Origin of the sequence: Clostridium phoceensis (assembly GCF_001244495.1) — a bacterium.
Taxonomy (GTDB): Bacteria; Bacillota; Clostridia; order Oscillospirales; family Oscillospiraceae; genus Lawsonibacter; species Lawsonibacter asaccharolyticus.
The window spans coordinates 117,174-134,755 of the sequence record NZ_LN866274.1 but is presented as its reverse complement, the minus strand read 5'-3'; the positions used below and the strand labels follow the sequence as shown (position 1 = coordinate 134,755).

The 17,582-nt window shown below is 58.4% G+C and carries 18 protein-coding genes; all 18 read right to left on the bottom strand.

What is annotated here, in order from left to right; translation table 11 throughout:
• Positions 1-423 precede the first annotated feature (423 nt).
• Entirely contained in the window at positions 424-1,266 is an 843-nt protein-coding gene (locus BN1969_RS01490; RefSeq protein WP_050622668.1) for a tyrosine-type recombinase/integrase, read from the bottom strand.
• A 153-nt stretch (positions 1,267-1,419) separates the two neighbouring features.
• Positions 1,420-2,451, bottom strand: a complete 1,032-nt coding sequence (locus tag BN1969_RS01485) for an IS30 family transposase (protein ID WP_050622667.1) — start codon at positions 2,449-2,451, stop codon at positions 1,420-1,422.
• 62 nt (positions 2,452-2,513) lie between these two features.
• Entirely contained in the window at positions 2,514-2,705 is a 192-nt protein-coding gene (locus tag BN1969_RS01480; protein ID WP_050622666.1) for a ribbon-helix-helix domain-containing protein, read from the bottom strand.
• A 152-nt stretch (positions 2,706-2,857) separates the two neighbouring features.
• Entirely contained in the window at positions 2,858-2,983 is a 126-nt protein-coding gene (locus BN1969_RS18800; RefSeq protein ID WP_021933542.1) for a hypothetical protein, read from the bottom strand.
• A gap of 87 nt (positions 2,984-3,070) precedes the next feature.
• Positions 3,071-3,331, bottom strand: a complete 261-nt coding sequence (locus BN1969_RS01475; RefSeq protein WP_050622665.1) for a helix-turn-helix domain-containing protein — start codon at positions 3,329-3,331, stop codon at positions 3,071-3,073.
• A 128-nt stretch (positions 3,332-3,459) separates the two neighbouring features.
• Positions 3,460-4,290, bottom strand: coding sequence for a hypothetical protein (locus tag BN1969_RS01470; protein ID WP_050622664.1), 831 nt, complete (start codon positions 4,288-4,290; stop codon positions 3,460-3,462).
• On the bottom strand, positions 4,291-4,536 hold the full coding sequence (locus BN1969_RS01465) for a hypothetical protein (RefSeq protein WP_238044230.1): 246 nt from the start codon (positions 4,534-4,536) through the stop codon (positions 4,291-4,293).
• On the bottom strand, positions 4,533-4,832 hold the full coding sequence (locus BN1969_RS01460; RefSeq protein WP_050622663.1) for a hypothetical protein: 300 nt from the start codon (positions 4,830-4,832) through the stop codon (positions 4,533-4,535). Before BN1969_RS01460 ends, BN1969_RS01465 begins: the two co-directional genes overlap by 4 nt.
• Positions 4,829-5,146 carry a hypothetical protein gene (locus tag BN1969_RS01455; protein WP_050622662.1) on the bottom strand — a complete coding sequence of 106 codons (318 nt, stop codon included), beginning with the start codon at positions 5,144-5,146 and terminating at the stop codon, positions 4,829-4,831. Before BN1969_RS01455 ends, BN1969_RS01460 begins: the two co-directional genes overlap by 4 nt.
• Entirely contained in the window at positions 5,143-5,934 is a 792-nt protein-coding gene (locus BN1969_RS18170) for a carbohydrate-binding protein (protein ID WP_050622661.1), read from the bottom strand. Before BN1969_RS18170 ends, BN1969_RS01455 begins: the two co-directional genes overlap by 4 nt.
• Complete coding sequence (locus tag BN1969_RS01445; protein ID WP_147576966.1) at positions 5,919-7,238, bottom strand: RNA-directed DNA polymerase; 1,320 nt, start codon at positions 7,236-7,238, stop codon at positions 5,919-5,921. The genes BN1969_RS18170 and BN1969_RS01445 overlap by 16 nt, the downstream gene beginning before the upstream one ends.
• 136 nt (positions 7,239-7,374) lie before the next feature.
• Complete coding sequence (locus BN1969_RS01440) at positions 7,375-9,429, bottom strand: bacterial Ig-like domain-containing protein (protein WP_050622660.1); 2,055 nt, start codon at positions 9,427-9,429, stop codon at positions 7,375-7,377.
• A gap of 2 nt (positions 9,430-9,431) precedes the next feature.
• Complete coding sequence (locus BN1969_RS01435) at positions 9,432-10,115, bottom strand: hypothetical protein (protein WP_050622659.1); 684 nt, start codon at positions 10,113-10,115, stop codon at positions 9,432-9,434.
• A 14-nt stretch (positions 10,116-10,129) separates the two neighbouring features.
• Positions 10,130-12,082 carry a phage tail spike protein gene (locus tag BN1969_RS01430; RefSeq protein ID WP_050622658.1) on the bottom strand — a complete coding sequence of 651 codons (1,953 nt, stop codon included), beginning with the start codon at positions 12,080-12,082 and terminating at the stop codon, positions 10,130-10,132.
• Positions 12,079-12,774, bottom strand: a complete 696-nt coding sequence (locus BN1969_RS01425) for a hypothetical protein (RefSeq protein WP_050622657.1) — start codon at positions 12,772-12,774, stop codon at positions 12,079-12,081. Before BN1969_RS01425 ends, BN1969_RS01430 begins: the two co-directional genes overlap by 4 nt.
• Entirely contained in the window at positions 12,774-13,553 is a 780-nt protein-coding gene (locus BN1969_RS01420; RefSeq protein ID WP_021933530.1) for a phage tail fiber protein, read from the bottom strand. Before BN1969_RS01420 ends, BN1969_RS01425 begins: the two co-directional genes overlap by 1 nt.
• A gap of 2 nt (positions 13,554-13,555) precedes the next feature.
• Positions 13,556-14,086, bottom strand: coding sequence for a distal tail protein Dit (locus BN1969_RS01415; protein ID WP_050622656.1), 531 nt, complete (start codon positions 14,084-14,086; stop codon positions 13,556-13,558).
• Complete coding sequence (locus BN1969_RS01410; protein ID WP_050622655.1) at positions 14,083-17,451, bottom strand: phage tail tape measure protein; 3,369 nt, start codon at positions 17,449-17,451, stop codon at positions 14,083-14,085. The genes BN1969_RS01415 and BN1969_RS01410 overlap by 4 nt, the downstream gene beginning before the upstream one ends.
• Positions 17,452-17,582 lie beyond the last annotated feature (131 nt).

Below are 17,582 nucleotides of genomic sequence, written 5' to 3'. Positions count from 1 at the left end.
CAGNAGGCTGGACAGATAGGAGCCGATCTGCTCCCGGGTGACCGTGATCCCCTGTGTCTGGGGCTCCTGCAATGCGTTCTCCCCTTGGGAGATGCGGCTCTCTTTCGTTACCCCATACGACTCCCTCCCATTTATAGACAGAATTGTTCTTCCGTCATAGAAAATATGCGGGATAGAGCGGCGTTGACAGTTTCCTCCTTTCCAGGCAGAAGAAAAAAGTGTCTAAAATATCAGGATTTTCTGAAAAAAGGCACGACAAATCAGGCCAAAAAGACAAAATGTTTTTTGGCCTGATTTGTCATGCCTGAATCTGGAAAAAAGATTGATTTCTATTTCAGAAAATGGTAAAATATAAACTACTCCAATTATGTATTTTGAAATTTTGGAGCAATTTTAATGACAGAAGAACAATTTTGTCATAAGCTAGGAGATCAGCCGTAGCTGATCCAGGGTCCGGGCATGCTCGGCGCCGGTGGAGATGAGGTAGATGCGGGTGGTCTCGATGCTGGAGTGGCCCAGCACGTCAGCCAGCTTTGCCACATCCCGGCTCACCCGGTAGAAACACCGGGCAAACAGGTGGCGCAGGTTGTGGGGAAAGACCTTGGACGGAGCGACCCCGGCCGCCCGGCACACCCCCTTCATCTCTGCCCAGATCTGCTTCCGGGACATGGGCCTGCCGCTTCTGGTGAGGAACAGCTCGCCGGAGGTGATTTTTTTTTGCCGGGCGTACTTCTCCAGCTTCCGGCACAGCTTCCCCGGCAGAAGGATGGTGCGGATCTTCCCCTTCAGGGCGATCTCCGTCCGGCCCTCCCGCACTGCCTCCGCCGTGATATAGCGCACCTCGCTGACCCGGATGCCGGTGGCACAGATGGTCTCCATCAGCAGGGACAGCCGACCCCGCCCCAGGCGGCGGGCCGTCTCCACCAGCCGGGCGTACTCCTCCCGGCTGAGCTCCCGGGCGGAGTCCCGGAACAGCTGCCGCTGCACCCGCAGGTGCTTCACCCGGCAGTCCTCCCAGCCCAGAAAAGCCAGCAGGCGGTCCAGGGCAGTCAGCTTGCCGTTGACCGTGGCGGGGGACTGGCGGGCGGACAGCTCCTCCCTCCAAGCGGCGGCCAGCTCCCGGGTCACCTCACGGCCGCCCAGGAAGGCGGCGAACTGGCGGACCTCCCGCAGGTATTTTTCCAGGGTGGCGGGGCTGCGCTCCTCCTCTCCCAGCTGTCGGGCAAAGGCCGCCAGCGTCTCCTCTGTGATCTTCCGTGGTTCCATATGATTCCTCCTGTGTCTAAAGGTCTTTCCTTAGTTTACCTTGACAGAGGAGGATTATTGCTGTCTGCACTGCAAAAACATCTTCCTTGTGCGGCCGCAGCAAAACAGAGGCCCCTTGTCAAGTGATTTGCGAAAATTTTAGTAATTTATTTTTCAAAGGCTGTTCATGCAGGCCTCGAACACCTCCGCCGCCGTGTGGAAATTGAATATCTTCCGGGGATAATTATTGATCCATTCCTCCGTTTTTTTCAGAGTAGATGCCGGAATAGTTGCAAAATCTGTCCCTTTCGGGTGCTTGCGGCGGATCATGCCGTTTTGGCGCTCGTTCGATCCTCTTTCCCATGAGCTATACGGGTGGCAGTAATAGACCGTCGTCCGGGCACCTTTCCGCCGACAAGCCTTTTCCATGCCCGCGCAGTCGGCAAACTCCGGGCCATTGTCTACGGTGATCGACCGAAATACCTTGTAGAAAAGGGCGCCGTATTTGCGCTCGAGCGTGTTTAGGGCCTTTACCACGCTTTCGGTGGTGTTCGTCTTTATCGGGATCATAATTTCATGGCGAGAGAGCCGCTCCGTGAGTACCAGCAAGCGGGGGCGGCTCTTTTGTATGCCCTGTACGGTGTCCATTTCCCAATGTCCGAAAGTCTCCCGGGAGTTGATCTCCTCCGGGCGCTGTTCAATGCTCAAGCCTTTAGGGGCCCGGGCCGCACGGACGCGGCGATAACCCCTCTTTTTCTCCGCCTTATGAGGGAGGTCTTTATTCGTTATCCCGAGGAAAAGGCCGAGGTCGATATAGCGATAGAGAGTGCGGACGGAAATCTCGGTATCGAATACGAGGCCCTTTGCCTTGATCTCGCCGAGGGCGGCCTCCGGCGATCTGTTCCCGCCTTTGATGGCGGCCTCGAGGTATCGGGCGAGGCGGTGATCCTTGCCGATTTTGAGACCCGGCCCCTTGTCCGGGTAGTGATCCTCGTACCGAGCTTGTGCAATATCGGGGATATAGCACTCCCGGTCTATGAGCTCGGTCGTGCGCTGAATACCGAGGCCGCGCTTGATCTCCCGGTAAATCGTGGAGACATGGCGGCCCAACTCGTCGGCGATCCGCTGTTTCGACCACCCATCTTTGAGGCGTGTCTCGATAATAAGGCGCTCTCTCCAAGTCAAGTGCTGGTAGTTTTCTCCCATTTCCAAACCCTCCTGGTAAATCAAAGCCCCGCCGCGGCCATGTAGACCGGGCGGGGCGTGGTTTATTTCTGTAAAAATTCCTCTATCGCTCGTTTGATAATTTGAGCCTGGACGGCCCCCTCAGCGTCGCACTTTTCCCGAAATGCCGCCGCGAGGTCTTTCGGCACACGGACGGAAATCACGTCATAGGCTTTTTGGTTGTATCTCGACTTTACCGCCGTCGAGGTCTTAGTCTTTCTCTTGCTTTCTTCCACGTTTCCGCCTCCTCACGTTGATAACGATAGAGCATACCGCGAGGGTGATACTCACTCCGCACAAAATATAAATGACTGTGTCCATGACGGTTTGACATTGAGCCCGTTTCATGTTACTATGCAAGGGCGAGGGGGATTGCTCCCCCTGCCCTTTACTCGGTGAGCTTTTCTATCAGCAGTAGAATGGCAATCACGAGGTTTAGGATCGCGGTAACAAGGTTTATGTAGCTGTCCGGCTTGGCCTTGTTGCCGCTTTTCTTTTTGCGTTTTTTGCTCAATGCTTTATCCTCCTTTCGCTTATTATAATACCATACTGCTTGCAGTATGTCAATAGTTTTTTTGCAAAAAATATCCGCCTCGGGAAATCAATCCCGGGGCGGGTTTTTGTCTGCACCTATGAGCCAATCGGCGGAGACGTGGAAAATTCTCGTCAGGACGAGGAGCTCGTAATCCGTCACGAGGCGAGAGCCGCTCTCGATCCGACTAACTGCGTCTTGTTCAATGATCGCGCCCTCTGTCTGCATTTTCGCCGCGAGGGCTGTTTGTGATAGGCGGGCCCGGAGGCGTAGCTCCCGGACGCGGTCGCCCGATACGTTCCCCTTGCCCTCAAATTGAAATTTTCTCACTCGCCCGAGTTCCTCCTATGGTAATATCCAATATTCTAATTGACATTAACATATTTTCCTCGGGTTCTTATGGGAATACTCCATAGCTCGAAAAAATAAGGGCCGGAGTTTCCTCCGGCCCGCTCGGGTTATGCTTCCTCTCTGGCCTCGTGGTACATGACGGCCACGATTGCGGCCTTGAGGGTCTCCTTGCGGAGGTTGAGGTCGGTCGCGCATACCTCTTTCGGCGTCCCGCCGTTGACGGCGCCGGAGTCCAGCAAGGCCGCCGCGGCGCCTTTCCAGTATTCCGGGACGTCTTTCAAGTCCTTATAGACAGGGTTTTCCTCGTCGAGGACTTCTTTCACGGTCTGACGGATCAGGGCCTTTAATTCTTCGTTGCTCATGTCGATTTCCTCCTCGTAGGTAACGTAGGGGATTTTTCCCCACTTTTTCCACTTCCGGGCGTTGTACCCGGATTTACTTCCGATATTTGCGACGGCGGTAATCTGTACGCCGTTTTTCCATGCGGGCGTACACTCTACCGCGAGCCCGCCGCCGACATAAATTCCGATATGGCCCGTCGTCCACACCGCCGCCCCGGGCGCGATCCCGGAGAAATCGGTCGAGACGCCGGAACAAATCGAGATCATACCGTCCGCCGAAATGTCTGGGCAGGCGCCCGCGAGTACCTGGTTCATGGTCGGATAGGTGGCGCCGCCGTAGGTTCTGGCGCTATCCCCGCTCCACCCCCACAAGATCGCCTTAATGAGGCCCACGCAATCGAAATAAAACGCCTTGGGGTTTCCGGCGTAGCGGCGAGCGGCGTCAATCCACCCCTTTTCTGTATTCTTTGCGTAGGCGTTCGCCGCCCGGGTGAGGCTCGCGTCGGTGATCGGCGAGCCGAGGCCGCCCCAAATATACGAGGTCTTATAGTCCCGGGCGATAGAGAGCGCCTTTGCGATAAAGTCGGCCGAGTTCATTTACTTTCCCTCCTCGGTGGTCTGAGTCCCGTCCGTGGCGCTCTGTTCGCGCTGGGTCTGAGTGCCGAAATAGAACGCGATCACGACGGCGTACACGGTCATAAAGTCCTGCGCGATTTTGTTCGTAACGGCGAGGTAGGCAAAAACCGCCGTGAGGGTGATCGTGACAATGGATTTCACGGAGAGGAGGTTTGCGATACGCTTGATGATCTTTTCATTCATGGTGTAGTCCTTTCCCCGGGTCAAATCCCGGTGTCCCCTAAATCTTTTGTTGTTGGTTCTTCCTTGTCGTCCTTTTTGAGGACGGTTTTCAGGCATAGCAAGAGGAGCTCGCCGCCGAAAAAGCCGAGGATCACGCCCAGGAGGGCCGCGGGGTCGTTTCCCGTCCTGGACATGATACGGAGCGCGTACCAGCTCGCCCCGGAGGCGGCGGCCACACAATAGGCGATTGTCACCTTTGCGAATAGGTGAGGAATTTTCCCGATCCGCTTCACGAGCCAGGAGAGACGAGAGGGCGTTTTCGCCTCATATTTCCCGCTCATAGCCCCACCCGGGCCAATATGTAGCCCACCACCGCCGCGGTGACGAGGAGGATCACTTTCTCGACGAGGGTTTTCCAGCGGTTCCCCGGCTCCGCTTCGATCTTCTCCACCTTGCCGGAGAGATCGGAGAGGTTGGTTTTAACCTCCTTGATCGCCTCCGTTTGGTGCTTCTGCTCTTTCGCCATAACCTCGACCGAGGTCGCGAGGCGGTTTATTGCCTCCGTGCTTTTCTCGAGGTGGTCGAGCCTGTGCGTGTTCGATTTACTGCGGGCCTCCGTCTCGGCCAGCTTTACGGCCATTTCTTCGCCCGTCATGCCGTCACCCCCTCGGCGGTCTTGATCGCCGCTAAAATATCCGCCTTTAGTGTTAAGCCCGTGAGCGCGATCCCGTTCTCGGAGGCGTACTCCTTGAGCTCCGCGACGGTCATAGCGTCCAGGTCCTTAACCTCCGTCCACCCGTAAACCCCGGGCTCCCATACGTTATTGTCGAGATCGGACGTCCATTTCTTTTCAGAGTGGGAGACCTTGGCCCCGGCGCTATATGCGTCATGGGCCCCGATGGGCTGGGCCCACTTCGGCCACTCTTCGGAGGGATCGGCGATCTCGGCCCACAAGCTCGCCGCGGCGTCCGGCGTCCAATTCTCCTGTGAGGTGTGAGCCTGGACGCAACGATAGAGGCGGCCCGCGTGGAGGCGGATCGCTCCGGCCTTATATGCAACGGGATAGGCCCATTCGGCAAACTGCGAGGCGTTCTCCGCCGCCGTGGTGTCGTCGATCTGTCCCGCCTCGGCCATAACGGTAAAGACGATAGAGGCGGCCACGGTTGCTTGTGCCATGTCCTCGACCTCCGCCGCGAGCTGTGGCGTGTGATCGGTCTCGACAAGGACGCTCTCGACCTCATACCACCGATAAAAGAGCCCGTCGCCGGACTCCTCGCGGAGGAGATCGCCGACGATCACCTCGTAGACGCTTACCTTGTCCTCCTGGGTCTGCGTGAATGTGACGAGGTCGCCCGTGAGGCCGATCTCGGCGTCGGACTTGATACGGAGATAGCGGATGCTTTTCCCGTTCCGTCTCGTGGTTCCGATCATGTACTCGAGCATAATATTCTCTCCTTTCGCGACGCCTCCCGGACGACGCTCTTTATTGTTTTCTCGATAGGCCGGACGTGCTTATCGTAGAGGCTCCACCCGGCACAATGCTTTAGCTGTCCCGACCGTGATAAAATTCCCCGTGCCTGGATCGGCGCTATTTTGCGGTGGGCCGCGATCCGTTTCCGGGCCCGGGTGCATTGTCTTTTCAGGCGGAGGAGGTTTTTCTTGCGGATCAGAGTTAGGCCCCGCTTGTAGCGGTAGCCGACCGCGTTCACCATGCGTTTGCGGGTGTTGTAGAGTTGCCAATTCTCCTTTAGGCGGAGGCCCACTCTCCCCAAAAACTCCATGATCGACCGGATCGCCCGATGGAGTTTCTTTTTGTTGTGTCCGAAAATAGTCAGGTTGTCAATATAACGGACGTAATGACGGACGCCGTCTCCGAGCTTTTCCCGGATATAGTGGTCGAGCGGCTCGAGGACTGCGTTCGCGAGCCATTGAGAAATGTAAAACCCGATCTTGATACCGTCCTTGATGATCCGCCAAATGAGACCGAGAAAAGCCTCGTCCTTGATCTTTCGCCGGAGAAACCGCATAACCTCTCGCGGAGAGAGGGAGGGATAAAATTTCTTTATGTCCAGCTCGGCGGCGTACTTTGTGCCTTTCTGGTCTTTCTCGAGCCACTTCTCAATAGCTTTCCGGGCGCGGTGCGGGCCCCGGCCTGGTATGCTCCCGCAACAATAGAAATCCATTCCGCGCATGAGGACAGGGGCCAGGACTTGAACGATCATGTGGTGAACGTATTGATCCGGCCATAGGGCGGGCTCGTTGATCTCGCGCCATTTCCCCGCCGTGGAGTCGTAGCGAGGAAATGTCCGGGGCTTTTTCGGGCGGAAATCCCGTAGGAGTTCGCAAAGCTCGTCCGCCCGGGCCTCTTTCGTGCTCTCCACCCATTGAGCCGTTTTATTCTTCTTCCGGGGCTCATTGACTGCCTCGATTGCTAAAAGGGCGTTCTCACGAGTGCAAAGTTTCTCCATGAGATACCCGATCCGTTTTGTATTTTTCATGCTGTGGTCGCCTTTCGGACGTAAATAATTTTTCTTATTCACCTCACGGCCTTTCAAATCCATATCGGGCTTACTTGGCCGTGTCCCTGCGGCGAAATTTTCACCGAGCGGTGAGGAAAAGACTACGCGGAGTTTCGGGTATGGAATAAGTAGCCGCGAGCCGAGGTTGGAGTTCGTGTTGGAGGGCGCGTTGTTGCCGTTGAGGTAGAACGGCCCCGCGTTGGTGCCGTTGTTGTAGTTGCCGCCCACATAGAGCCCACGGACGCCGGAGTTATAGTTGCAATAATCCGGGCCCGGAAAACGGAGACCCCGGTCGCATGGCGTAGCCAGTCCCTAAATTGCGAGGTTTTTTATGGGGGTTGCGACCCCCAAACCCCCGGGCGGCTTACGCCGCCGAGGGGAGTTTTTGAAGCCGCGAGCCGAGGCTGGAGTACGCGCCGGAGGGCGCGTTGTGGCCGAGGAGGTAGAACGGCCCCGCGTCGGTGCCGTTGCCGTAGTCGCCGCCCACATAGAGCCCACGGACGCCGGAGTAATAGCTGCAATAATCCGGGACGTATGTCGTGTCGGAGCCGCCGACCGTGTTCGGGTAGATAAAGGAATTATCGGAGGAGTCATGCCCCCACGCCTTGATCCACCCGCCCGAGGTCGCTCGCGTGTTGCTTCTCACGGTGGCGCCTGTGCCGTTGTAGGTGTCAACGAAATTCGCCGGGTTGTTGTAGGTGCAGATATTCGCGCCGGAGAAAATAATTCCGTCGCGCCACTCGAGCACATTTCCCCACCAATTTTCAATATTGCGATACTGGATCGCGACGTTTCCGTCCGTGCCCGCGGCGCGGCCCGTGTGGTAGGTCATGGAGTCGGTTCCGCCCGTATTGATAACGGAGCCGGAGTCCACGTTTCCGCGCCCGATCTTGGTTTGTCCGTTCCAGTTCGCGAACTCGACGAGGTAGAGATACCAAAGCGTGAGTTGCAAGGCGAAATCCGCTTGATAATATCCGGTTCCGAGGGCCTTAATCCCGCTCCTGAACGAGGAGAGGGAGGTATTCACTTTCGGAGACTGGCCCGTCCTGGACTGATAGGAGGAATTGCACTCGTAGCGGCCAATATAGACGACGTCGCGCTCTCCGACGCCGTCGCCGCGGTCTCGGTGGGCCGGGGAGACCTGGAAACCGTCTGTCGCCTGGTCTGCGATCTGCACCTTAAAGGGCGAGTGCGTCACCTTTACCCAAAATTTCGGGATTTTTACGAGGGTGTTATTTCCGTCCGTTACCTTTGTCATGCCCGACCACGGGAGGCAGTTATCAAAGGGAGAGCTCCCGGCCCCGGTTCCCACCGCGGGGACGGGATCAGCAAAGAGGGCCGAGTCGTCCGTCCTGGTGAGGGCCGTCGTGCTCGAGCCGTCCCAGGTGACGCCGTAAATACGGACAAAGGCCGCCGTCACGTTGCAAGTCTTATTCGCGGGGGCGTTGTGGTTGGTGCCCGCGGAGACCTTGATCGTGATAACCGCGGAGCCGCTCTTTTGATTGACGCCGGAAACCGTTACTTTCGTCCCGCTCACGCTGACGGTTGCGACGCTGGTATTACTGGACTCGGCGGAGATCGTACCGTTACCCGCCCGCGTGACGGTGATCGTCCTGGTCGGGTTCGAGCTGTCCAGCGTGAGGGAGGTCGGGGAAATGCTCAGACTGCCCGCGGCCTTGCCGATAGTCCAGTTTACGGACTTCGCCGCCGTGGTTCCGTCGCTCCACTCATAGTTAGAGGTCGGAGTAAAGGTCGCGGCGTAGGTTCCGGCGTTCGTGGCTGACGTCGTCCCGCCGAGCGTCAGTTGTGCCGAATTGTAGTTGTTCCAGTTCGGCGAGAGCGAGGAGCCCGTATAGGTGAGGCTCCCGCTCTGGCTCGGGACTGTGGAGATCACTGCACGGGAGACGGTGACGGGCGTTGTCACCGCCGCCGAGACGCCGTTTTCCGTATATTTCACGGTGACGCTCTGACTCCCGAGGGAGGTAAAGGTCGATGGGCTCGTCGTGTAGCCCGTTACCGCCGCCGTGCTCCCGTCCGTATAGGTGGCCTTTACGACCATTCCCGCCGTGGAAAACGCCTCTCCGTAGCGATACGCCGTCTTTGTGGGCGGCGTGGTGACTGCAATCGTGACGAGTTTCGGGATCACGGTCACGGCCTGGGAGGCTGTGACGCTCTTTCCGCCCTCGGTATATCGGATCGTGACACTCGTCACGCCGTCCAGTAAAGGCCCGCTCGGCTCCACGGCGTAGCCCGTGGCGGCCAGCTTGGCGCCGTTGGAATAGGTCGCCGTTACCACCATTCCCGCGGGGTCGAAACTCTCGCCGGAGAGGTATCTCGTTTTCGTGGGCGGCGTCGTGACGGCAATCGAGACGAGCTTGATCCCACCTCCGCCGCCGACCATGTTATACACGTTTCCCATATTTAACCCTCCACTTTGATTTTCATAATCGAGACCTTGAGGGCCTCGGTCGGTGTTTCTTCACAATGGAATGTGATCTGTCCCTCCGTGGTGACGCTGTCCGCATAGATCACGGCGGAGGTATAGGCGCCGTAGCTGTCCGGGTCGGGGGTGATGATATACCCGTAGCCGGAGACGACGAGGCCCGCGTTCTGCATGGTCTGAGCGCCGTTCGACCACCCGCTCACGGGAAGCGTGACGACGATCTCATTCGCACCCGGGCCCGCGGGGCCCTGTTCGCCTCGGTCGCCCCTGCCGCCCTTGAGCTCCCCGGAGTTATATTTCTCCTGAAATGTCTCGCCGTCGTCAAAGGTGACGCCGTCCGCCTCCGCGGTCTTGGCCGCATCTTTGATATTGTCGATCATGGCCGCGTGATCCGCCGCGGTGTAGTTGCGACCGATCAGCTCACCCGCGTTCCAGGACTTCGCGGAGCCCTCGACGCCGCGGGTGCACCCGGAGAGGGCGTTTGCCGTCTTGGCTGTATAGAGGATCGTCTCGCCGCCCTCGTCGGTGCCGATTGTGGCGTAGTTCGGAGCGTCGGGAAATGCCGAGACGTCCGAGACTTTTATGATGGTGTCCGCCGCGCCGATGGTGTCCGTGAGGGTGGCTTGAGGCGAGAACGGAATACCGTAATACATGGGTTTCATGGGTTGCACCTCCGTCAAACTGTGTTATCGCCGCGGGACTGTATGAAGCCCTGGACGATAAGGTCGATACTGATATAGGCGAGGTCGTCCGGCCTCACCTCGAGCGATAGCCAGCTCCCGCGGGGGATCATGTTGTCCGAGCCTACCAAAAAGGCCGTTATATCGAGCTCGGCATTTCTCCCGGCGAAATCCGCCTTTTTCTCCCCGTTGACGTAGAGGGAAAAATTCTGAGGGTTGCCGTACTCGAAAATACCGGGCGTGATCTTGTGCTCGTGGCCGGGGATCGTGACCTTATGGGAATGGCCGGGGATCGTAATATCGTGCGTATGGGCCGGGATCGTTACCTTGTGGGAGTGATTGTCGATCTCTACCTCGTGGTTGTGCCGCGGGATCGTGATTTCGTGGTCGTGCTCTCCGTGGGAGTGGGCGCCGGACTCGATAAAGGTCGCGTAGCCGTCCGCGATCACGTTCCCGTTGGCGTCCTTTCCGCCGTAAACGGCCAGCTTTACGCGGTCGGGTATGCCGTGGTTATGCTTCGCGGCGTTATACATGGCCGCCTCGGTCGGATAGATGTTTTCGGCGGAAAGAATAACCGCGGTCGCCGTAAGCGTCTTTTTCGCCTCGTAGGTGGTGGAGGTGTACGTCCCGCCGCCCGAGGTGGTCGTCGCGGTGGTTCTGCCGCCCGACGAGCTCGTCCGGGTGTCCTCGTCGCTCGTGCTCGAGGTGATGGTCTTACTCTCCGCCGCCTCCGTGGCCTTGGAGTATGCGCGGAACTTTTTTATACGTACCTTTACGAGAACTTTATTCACGATCCGCATTTCCGAGGGGAGAAAGAAATCCATTGTCGCCCCGGAGTCCGGGGCGCTGTTGGCTTGGAGGGCTTGACTGTAAATCTGCGTCGCGCCCTGGGCGTAGGTCTGCTCGATCCGCTGACGATCCGCCATATCGGCCAGAGAGGCCGCGATAGAGGCCTCCCGGTTGGCGACGGTGATCGTGGACTCTTTCAAATCGTCCCGTTTCCTGGTTAGCTCGGTTATGTAGGTATCGACGGAGTCCCCGACCTCCGGGAAGATAATACGGACGCGCTTCCCGATTGCGGCCTTATCATAGTCCGAGGCCGTGAGTTCGTGAAAACCCACGGAGTAGGAAACGAGCGGCTCTTGCAGTTCTGAGAGCATGATCTCCGCCGCCGCCTTGAGGGAGGCCGCGTCCTCATACCGCCGATCTATCCACACCCTTTCAATGATCCCGTACTTGTCCGTGATTTCTTTCGGGCTCTGAATGTACGGGACGCCGTCGTTTACGCCCTTAATATTGAGCTGGTTTATGCCCTCGCCGTAGCCCAGCGGATAAAGCCGGGTAACGATATTCTGAGGATCACGGCCTCGTGTGTAGCTCGTCATATTGTAGCGGCGCCGGACGTACATTTCAGGCCGCCCGGTCGTGACGAGCTTTTTCAGGGAGAGGCGCCACGGGTAAACGGTGGTATCTGTGACGATCATAGGGGACGAGAGCGGAGAGAGGACGGAGAAAAGCGCCGAGAGGAGCGACTCTTGCTCCCACCCGTATTCAAATTGATTTCGGAAATCGCACTCGTCGAGCACCCAATTTTTCACGAGCTGGTGATCCAGGATATAACGGATCACGTCGGCTGTGTAGACGCCCAGGTTTCCGACGACATGGTAGCCGAAAAGGACATTGTCGATCAGTGTCGCGAGGACGTGCTCGCATTGATAGGAAATCCCGCCCGACTCGGAGACGGATAGTGTCTCCGGCATGATCCGATAGAGCTCCCCGCCGTCCGGGCGGACGTAATAGAACGGCTTACAATACTCGTTTTTTGAGTCTCCGTATGGGAGGGAAAAATAGAAATACCACACGGAGTTGATTTTCTGCGACTCGGAGGCCGCGTAGGCGTTCTCAAGGATCGCCACGCGCCGCCGCGTCTTGTCGAATACTTCAATCATAAATATCTCTCCGTATAGATGATCTGTCCCTCGAGATCGCCCCCGGTCGCGCTTTCTACGATCAGGCGGAGGAGCTCTCTCGAGACGTTGATCCAGTCTCCCGACTGAGCATAGAGCACGTTTTCCCCGTCCAGCATGGCGAGGAAAACGTCGCTATCAAGCCGGAGCTCGCCCCCGGGCGGAATGGTGACTTGCATAAGCACGACCTCCGCCGTCTGAGAGGTGGCGTCCATGATCGCCGTGAGAATATCCGCCGCCACAAAGGCGGTGCAAATATTTTTCGAGGCGCTCCCGCTGGCGTTTAGGGCCTCGTAGGCCGCGAGTATTGTCGGGATATGCTTCGATCCCTGCACCGCCGCCGCGAGGCTGTCAGCGGACGCCAGGGCGGCGCGGAGGTTCTTTATTGCCTCCACCTCCGCCGCGAGCCGTTCTGCCGCCGTAAACCGGGCGACAATGTTCGCCGACATTTTCACCGCGGAGGAGAGGGCCTCGGTCGCGCTCATGGTGGAGACGACCGAGATCGTCCCTCGGGTGTAGCCCTGGACGGCGTCGGCGTACCGTTCGCGGACGTCTACGGGGATCGCCACGCCCGCGACGGAGTTCAAGGCCTCGGAGAACGTCTCCGCGATCTCGATTGTTTTCGTCTCGAGATTGACGGAAAATTTCGCGAGGCTATATCTCCTCTCAAACATCAGTTAATCCCCACCTCGATAGCGGCCTCGGCAATCGTCGGCATATACCCTTTCTTGATCTCCACCGACTCGACAAGAGCCTTGATATACACGGGCTCGCCGGACGAGGAGGCCGAGTAGATGGCCGAATGTGTCCAGGTGCCCCACGCCGTAGAGGGACGGTTGAACGCGGTCGCGACGGAGTTCCGGGCGATAATCTGTCCCGAGGTCTGCTCCGCGGGTGCGCCGAACGTGAGCGCGGCGCGGGCGTAGTTGTCGCCGGAGAGCTCGGAGCCGCCCGCCTCCGGCGAGCCGTTCCAGAGAGAGAAATAAGGCGCGATCCCCTGGATCGACTGGCCGCGGAGAATGTTCAAAACCTTAGTTTTCCACGCTCTCGAGAGGTTTCCCGTGAGGTAGAAAAGGACGTCTCCGGCAAGGAACACGGGAGGCTCGTCGGCGCCGATTACGAGGGGTTCCACGAGCTCGCCGCGGCAAAGCATATTGCCGCCCGCGAGGGAGTCCAAAATACCGACGTGTGTAATGGTGCCCGCCGCGGTGACGGGCGTCGGGAAAGTAATGTCCTCGAGGTTTTGGACGCCGATACCGCCGTTTGTCTCTGCGGGGGAGGAGAAATCAATCTCGATCCGCTTATATCCCGCATAGCTTACCTCCGTACCGCTTGCCCCGTCCTCGCCGGGGTCGTTGAGGTAGAGAGCGAGGTAGACTTTCGCGGGGGCCGCAAAGGTGACGCCGCGGAGGACGTTCAGGACGCCGTTTTCCAGGTAGTCGCAAGCATACATGATTAAACACTCCTTTTTATGGCTGTAATGGTTACGTTTGAAATATCTGTTTCCGACGTGTTGCGGAGCACGATCACGCAAGGGGCCTCCGCCGTCCCCTGGTAGTCGATCACGTTCTCGCCGTTCTTGAGCGGCTCGGTGATCGTTTTCCCAAATGCAAAGGGCGGGTTATACGACCAGGTAATCGTAAACTCGCCATATTTGAGGTGTTGGGACATGGGCGGCCCGCCCGACAATCGGGCGAGATAATACTTGTCCGGCTCGCGGTCGAAAATCAGCCGCCCGGAGCCCGAGAGCCAATAGGCAATTTCCCGGCATACCTCCGGGACGGTCTTTCCCTCCGGGCAGACGAACGAACAAAGGACGCTCTCGGCCCGCTCGTTATAGACCGCTCCGACGTCGTCGTAATAGCCGGAGCGCCCGGGGATCGTGATTTTCCCCTCCCGCTTGGGCGGGAGGAGTGTCCGGCTTTGATCCTGTGTGTAAATGCCGAATTTGCTACTATGGACGCCCTTAAAGGAAAATCCGCTCATAGGCTACCGCCTCCTCTCGATCTTTTTTCCCGCTCCGTCATGTAATAGAGCTCTTGGGCCACGCGCTCGACGTCCTGGTCGTCCCGGACTTCCATTTTCTCAATATGGAATTGATAGGTCAGGCCCCCGCCGCCCGCTTTCTCGGTTGCCGCGGCGACGACTGCGGCGGTCTGCCTCTGCTGGGCGGCGACGGCGTCGGCCTCTGTGCCTTTCGGCTGCGCCCGCTCATAGGCCCGGATCGCGGATTTTGCGAGGGACTCATACGTCTGCTCGAGTTGGCTCCGCATATCCTCGCCGCCCTCAATGGCACCGAGGATCGTATTCCGACCGTCGTCGCGGAATACGCGGGACGGGGAATGAATGTCCAGGGTAGATTTATAGGCGTTGTTTGCCGCCCGGGCGAGGGATCGGTAGGTCGATACCAGAGAGGAGCGCATACTTTCGGCGCCCTCGATATAGCCCTCAATGGTGGCGGCGCCCGCGGCCCCGGCCTCTACGGAGACGTCGAGCTCGTCCGCGCAATCTTTCATGCGCTTCTCGATGTCGGCCATTTTTTCGGAGAAATCCGTCTCCATTTCGGCGACGGTATCTCCAAAGGCATTTTTACCATCCTCGACCTTTGCGAGCTGTTCGTTCAGGGCCGCGATCTCGTCCTCGCCGCCCTCGACAATGGCCGCGAGGATCTGAGCGGACTCCTCGGAGCCGTCCGCGAGCTTTTTTACGAGGCCCTCGTCTACGCCGAGTTCCATAGCCTTTTGAATGTTGGCGGCGTAGGTCTCCATATAGGAAACCTGGCCCTTGAGGGTCTCGATCAGGCTATCAATGGAGGTTTTGGCCGTGCCGTCGAGATCATTAAAGAGCCCGAGTTGTCCCTCGATACTCTCGACCGCTTTCGCGTGGCTCTCCTCGTAGGCCGTTTGTAGATCCTCCATTTCGGAGATCAGGCCGTTTACTGTGGAGGTCATTTCCTCGGTGGCCTGGGCGCTTTTTTCTTGCCACGCGCCGAACTCCGCCGACTCCTCCTCGAGGGCGGCAATCTGCGCTTGATTATCCTCGAGGGCCGTTGTGAGCTCGTCTATGTTGTTTTGGAGCGTCCGGGTATTCCCGGAGCCCGTTTCCTGGGCCTCTGCAAGGGCCTCTTGCGCTTCTTCGAGGCGGGCGGTTATCTCCGCTTGTTCGGTGTAAAGCTCCGAGAGGCGGGCGACCTGGGCCTCGTATTCCTCTTGATCCGCCGCGTGTTCGACCAGGGCGTCGAGGGCCTCGGTCGTCATGTTGATCGAGTCCGTGGCGGCGTCGTAGGCGAGGCCGAGGTTCGGAACGTCCTCGTTAAGCTGGGCCACCATTTCGGCGATTGCGGCCTTTTGGGCGGCGGATTTCTCCTCTACCTCGAGGAGGGATTGCAGGGAGTCCGCCGTCGCGGCGGTCGTGGCCTGTTCCTCGGCCATAGAGTCGGAGAGTTCCTCATAGGCTGACTTTGTTTCCTGGAGGGACTCGGTAAAGGCCCGCGTCTCCTCGTCCGCATTGTCCAGGGTGAGGATAAAGGTTCCGATAGCGGCCACGAGGGCCGTTACCCCCGCCGCCACCAAAAAGGCCGGATTTGCCGCCATTATGGCGTTAAGTACGCCTTGCGCCACGGCGGCAATATTCGCGGCGTTGGCCGCGAGGGTTACTCCCGCCGCGAGAGTGCCGATCCCGACCGTTACCGCCGTGATCGCCTTGACGAGCCACGGGTTTTCATTGACGAAATCGGTCGCCCAGGTAAAGGCGTCCGCACCCACGGAATACAATTTCTCGAGGGCCGGGTTCAGTTGGTCGCCGATGGCGATTTTCAGGTTTTCCGAGGCCGTCGTCATTCGCTGTTGTGCAAATTCCGTTGTATCTGCCATTGTCTCGAAATTCCGCTCGACGGCGCCGGAGCTGTTTTGCATTTTTACGAGGGTATCGTTAAATTTCTCCGATCCCTGGTTGAGGAGCGTTAGGGCGGCCTGTCCGGCTGTGGTAGAGCTCCACAAGTTCGAGAACGCGGTCGAGTTCCCGTCTACGCTGTCCGAGAGGATCGAGATAACGTCGCCCAGGCTCGCGCCGTCCGCCATGAGTTCGGCAAAGGATTTCCCGGTCTGCTCCTCGAGGATCGTCGCGACGGTGCCGCCCTCGGAGGCCAGCTCGTTAAACATGGCGCCGAGGTTCGTCGTCGCTATGGCCGTATTCGTGCCGCTTGCGGTGATGATCGCATAGGAGGCGGAGAGCTGGTCGAGGCTCACGTTATACGCCGCCGCGGTCGGGATCACACGGCCCATAGTGGCCGCGAGCTCGCCGACGCTGGTTTTACCGAGGTCTTGCGTCTTTACGAGCATGGAGGCGACCTTTTCGGCGTCCGATCCCGCGAGGCCGTAGGCATTGAGGGCGGTCGTGACGACGTCAACGGCGGTCGCGGACTCCGTAAAGCCCGCGACGGATAGCTTTGTCGCGGTAGAGACGAAATCGACCACGTTCGCGGTGTCCACGCCCGCCGACAAGGCTTGATAGGTGGCCTCGGCGAGAGACTCCACCGCGACGCCCGTCTCGCCGGAGAGGCTCACGAGCTGGGCTTTGATTGTGTCCATAGAGACGACGGAGGTATCGGCAAGGGTGGAGACCTTGGCGAGGGCCGTCTCGAAACCCGCCGCGGCCTGAGAGCACTCCATGAGGGCGTCCGCGATCTCTTTCACGCTCTTAGCGACGCCCGCCGCGGCCAGGGCGGCGGCAAGCTGGGTTATTCCGTCCTTGGAGTCTTTGACCTTGTTCCCGAATTTGTCGATAGAGGTCGCGCACCCGTCCGTTGACTTCTTGGCCTCGTCGAGGTATTTATCGTTTTCGCTTATGGCCTCGTTCGTCTCGTTGAGCTCGATCTTTGCCTTGTTTAACTGCTGTTGCCAGTTCTCGACGCCCCGCTCGGCGGCGGTCTGTCCGGCTTCGGCGTTTGCGAGCTCCTCTTTCCACTTTTCGAGCTCGGCGGTGAGGGCCGCTTGCTCCTCCGAGGTGTCCCCGGTCGAGTCTTTCAGCTCCGCGAGGGCTTGCTCATACTTCGAGACGTTGGCCTCCGCCGCCACGACGCGGTCGGCGTAGGCTGTTTGTGCCTTTTGGCAGTTCTCGAGGGCCTTTTCGAGCTCGGCGACCTTTTTCGCCTGGGCCGTCTGCATAGCAGAGAGGGCCTCACCTTTCGCCGTGAGGGCCTCCATGCTGTTCGCGTTGTTCTTATATTCGCTCTGCACCAGGGCGAGGGACGACTTGAGCGTCTTTAACTCTGAGTTGCAAGAGGCTATTTTCTGTTTATACTCGGCCTCGCCCTCAACGGCGAGTTTGGTCGAAATCGTTCTTACTGCCATACGGCGAGGCTCCTTTCGTGTATGGGAATACTCAATAATTTACTTGCTATTCCCATAAAGGCGGGTTATACTTGGCCTATGAATTGCAAAAATATTTGTGTTAGGGGTGCTATGATGAAATCAATTATCGG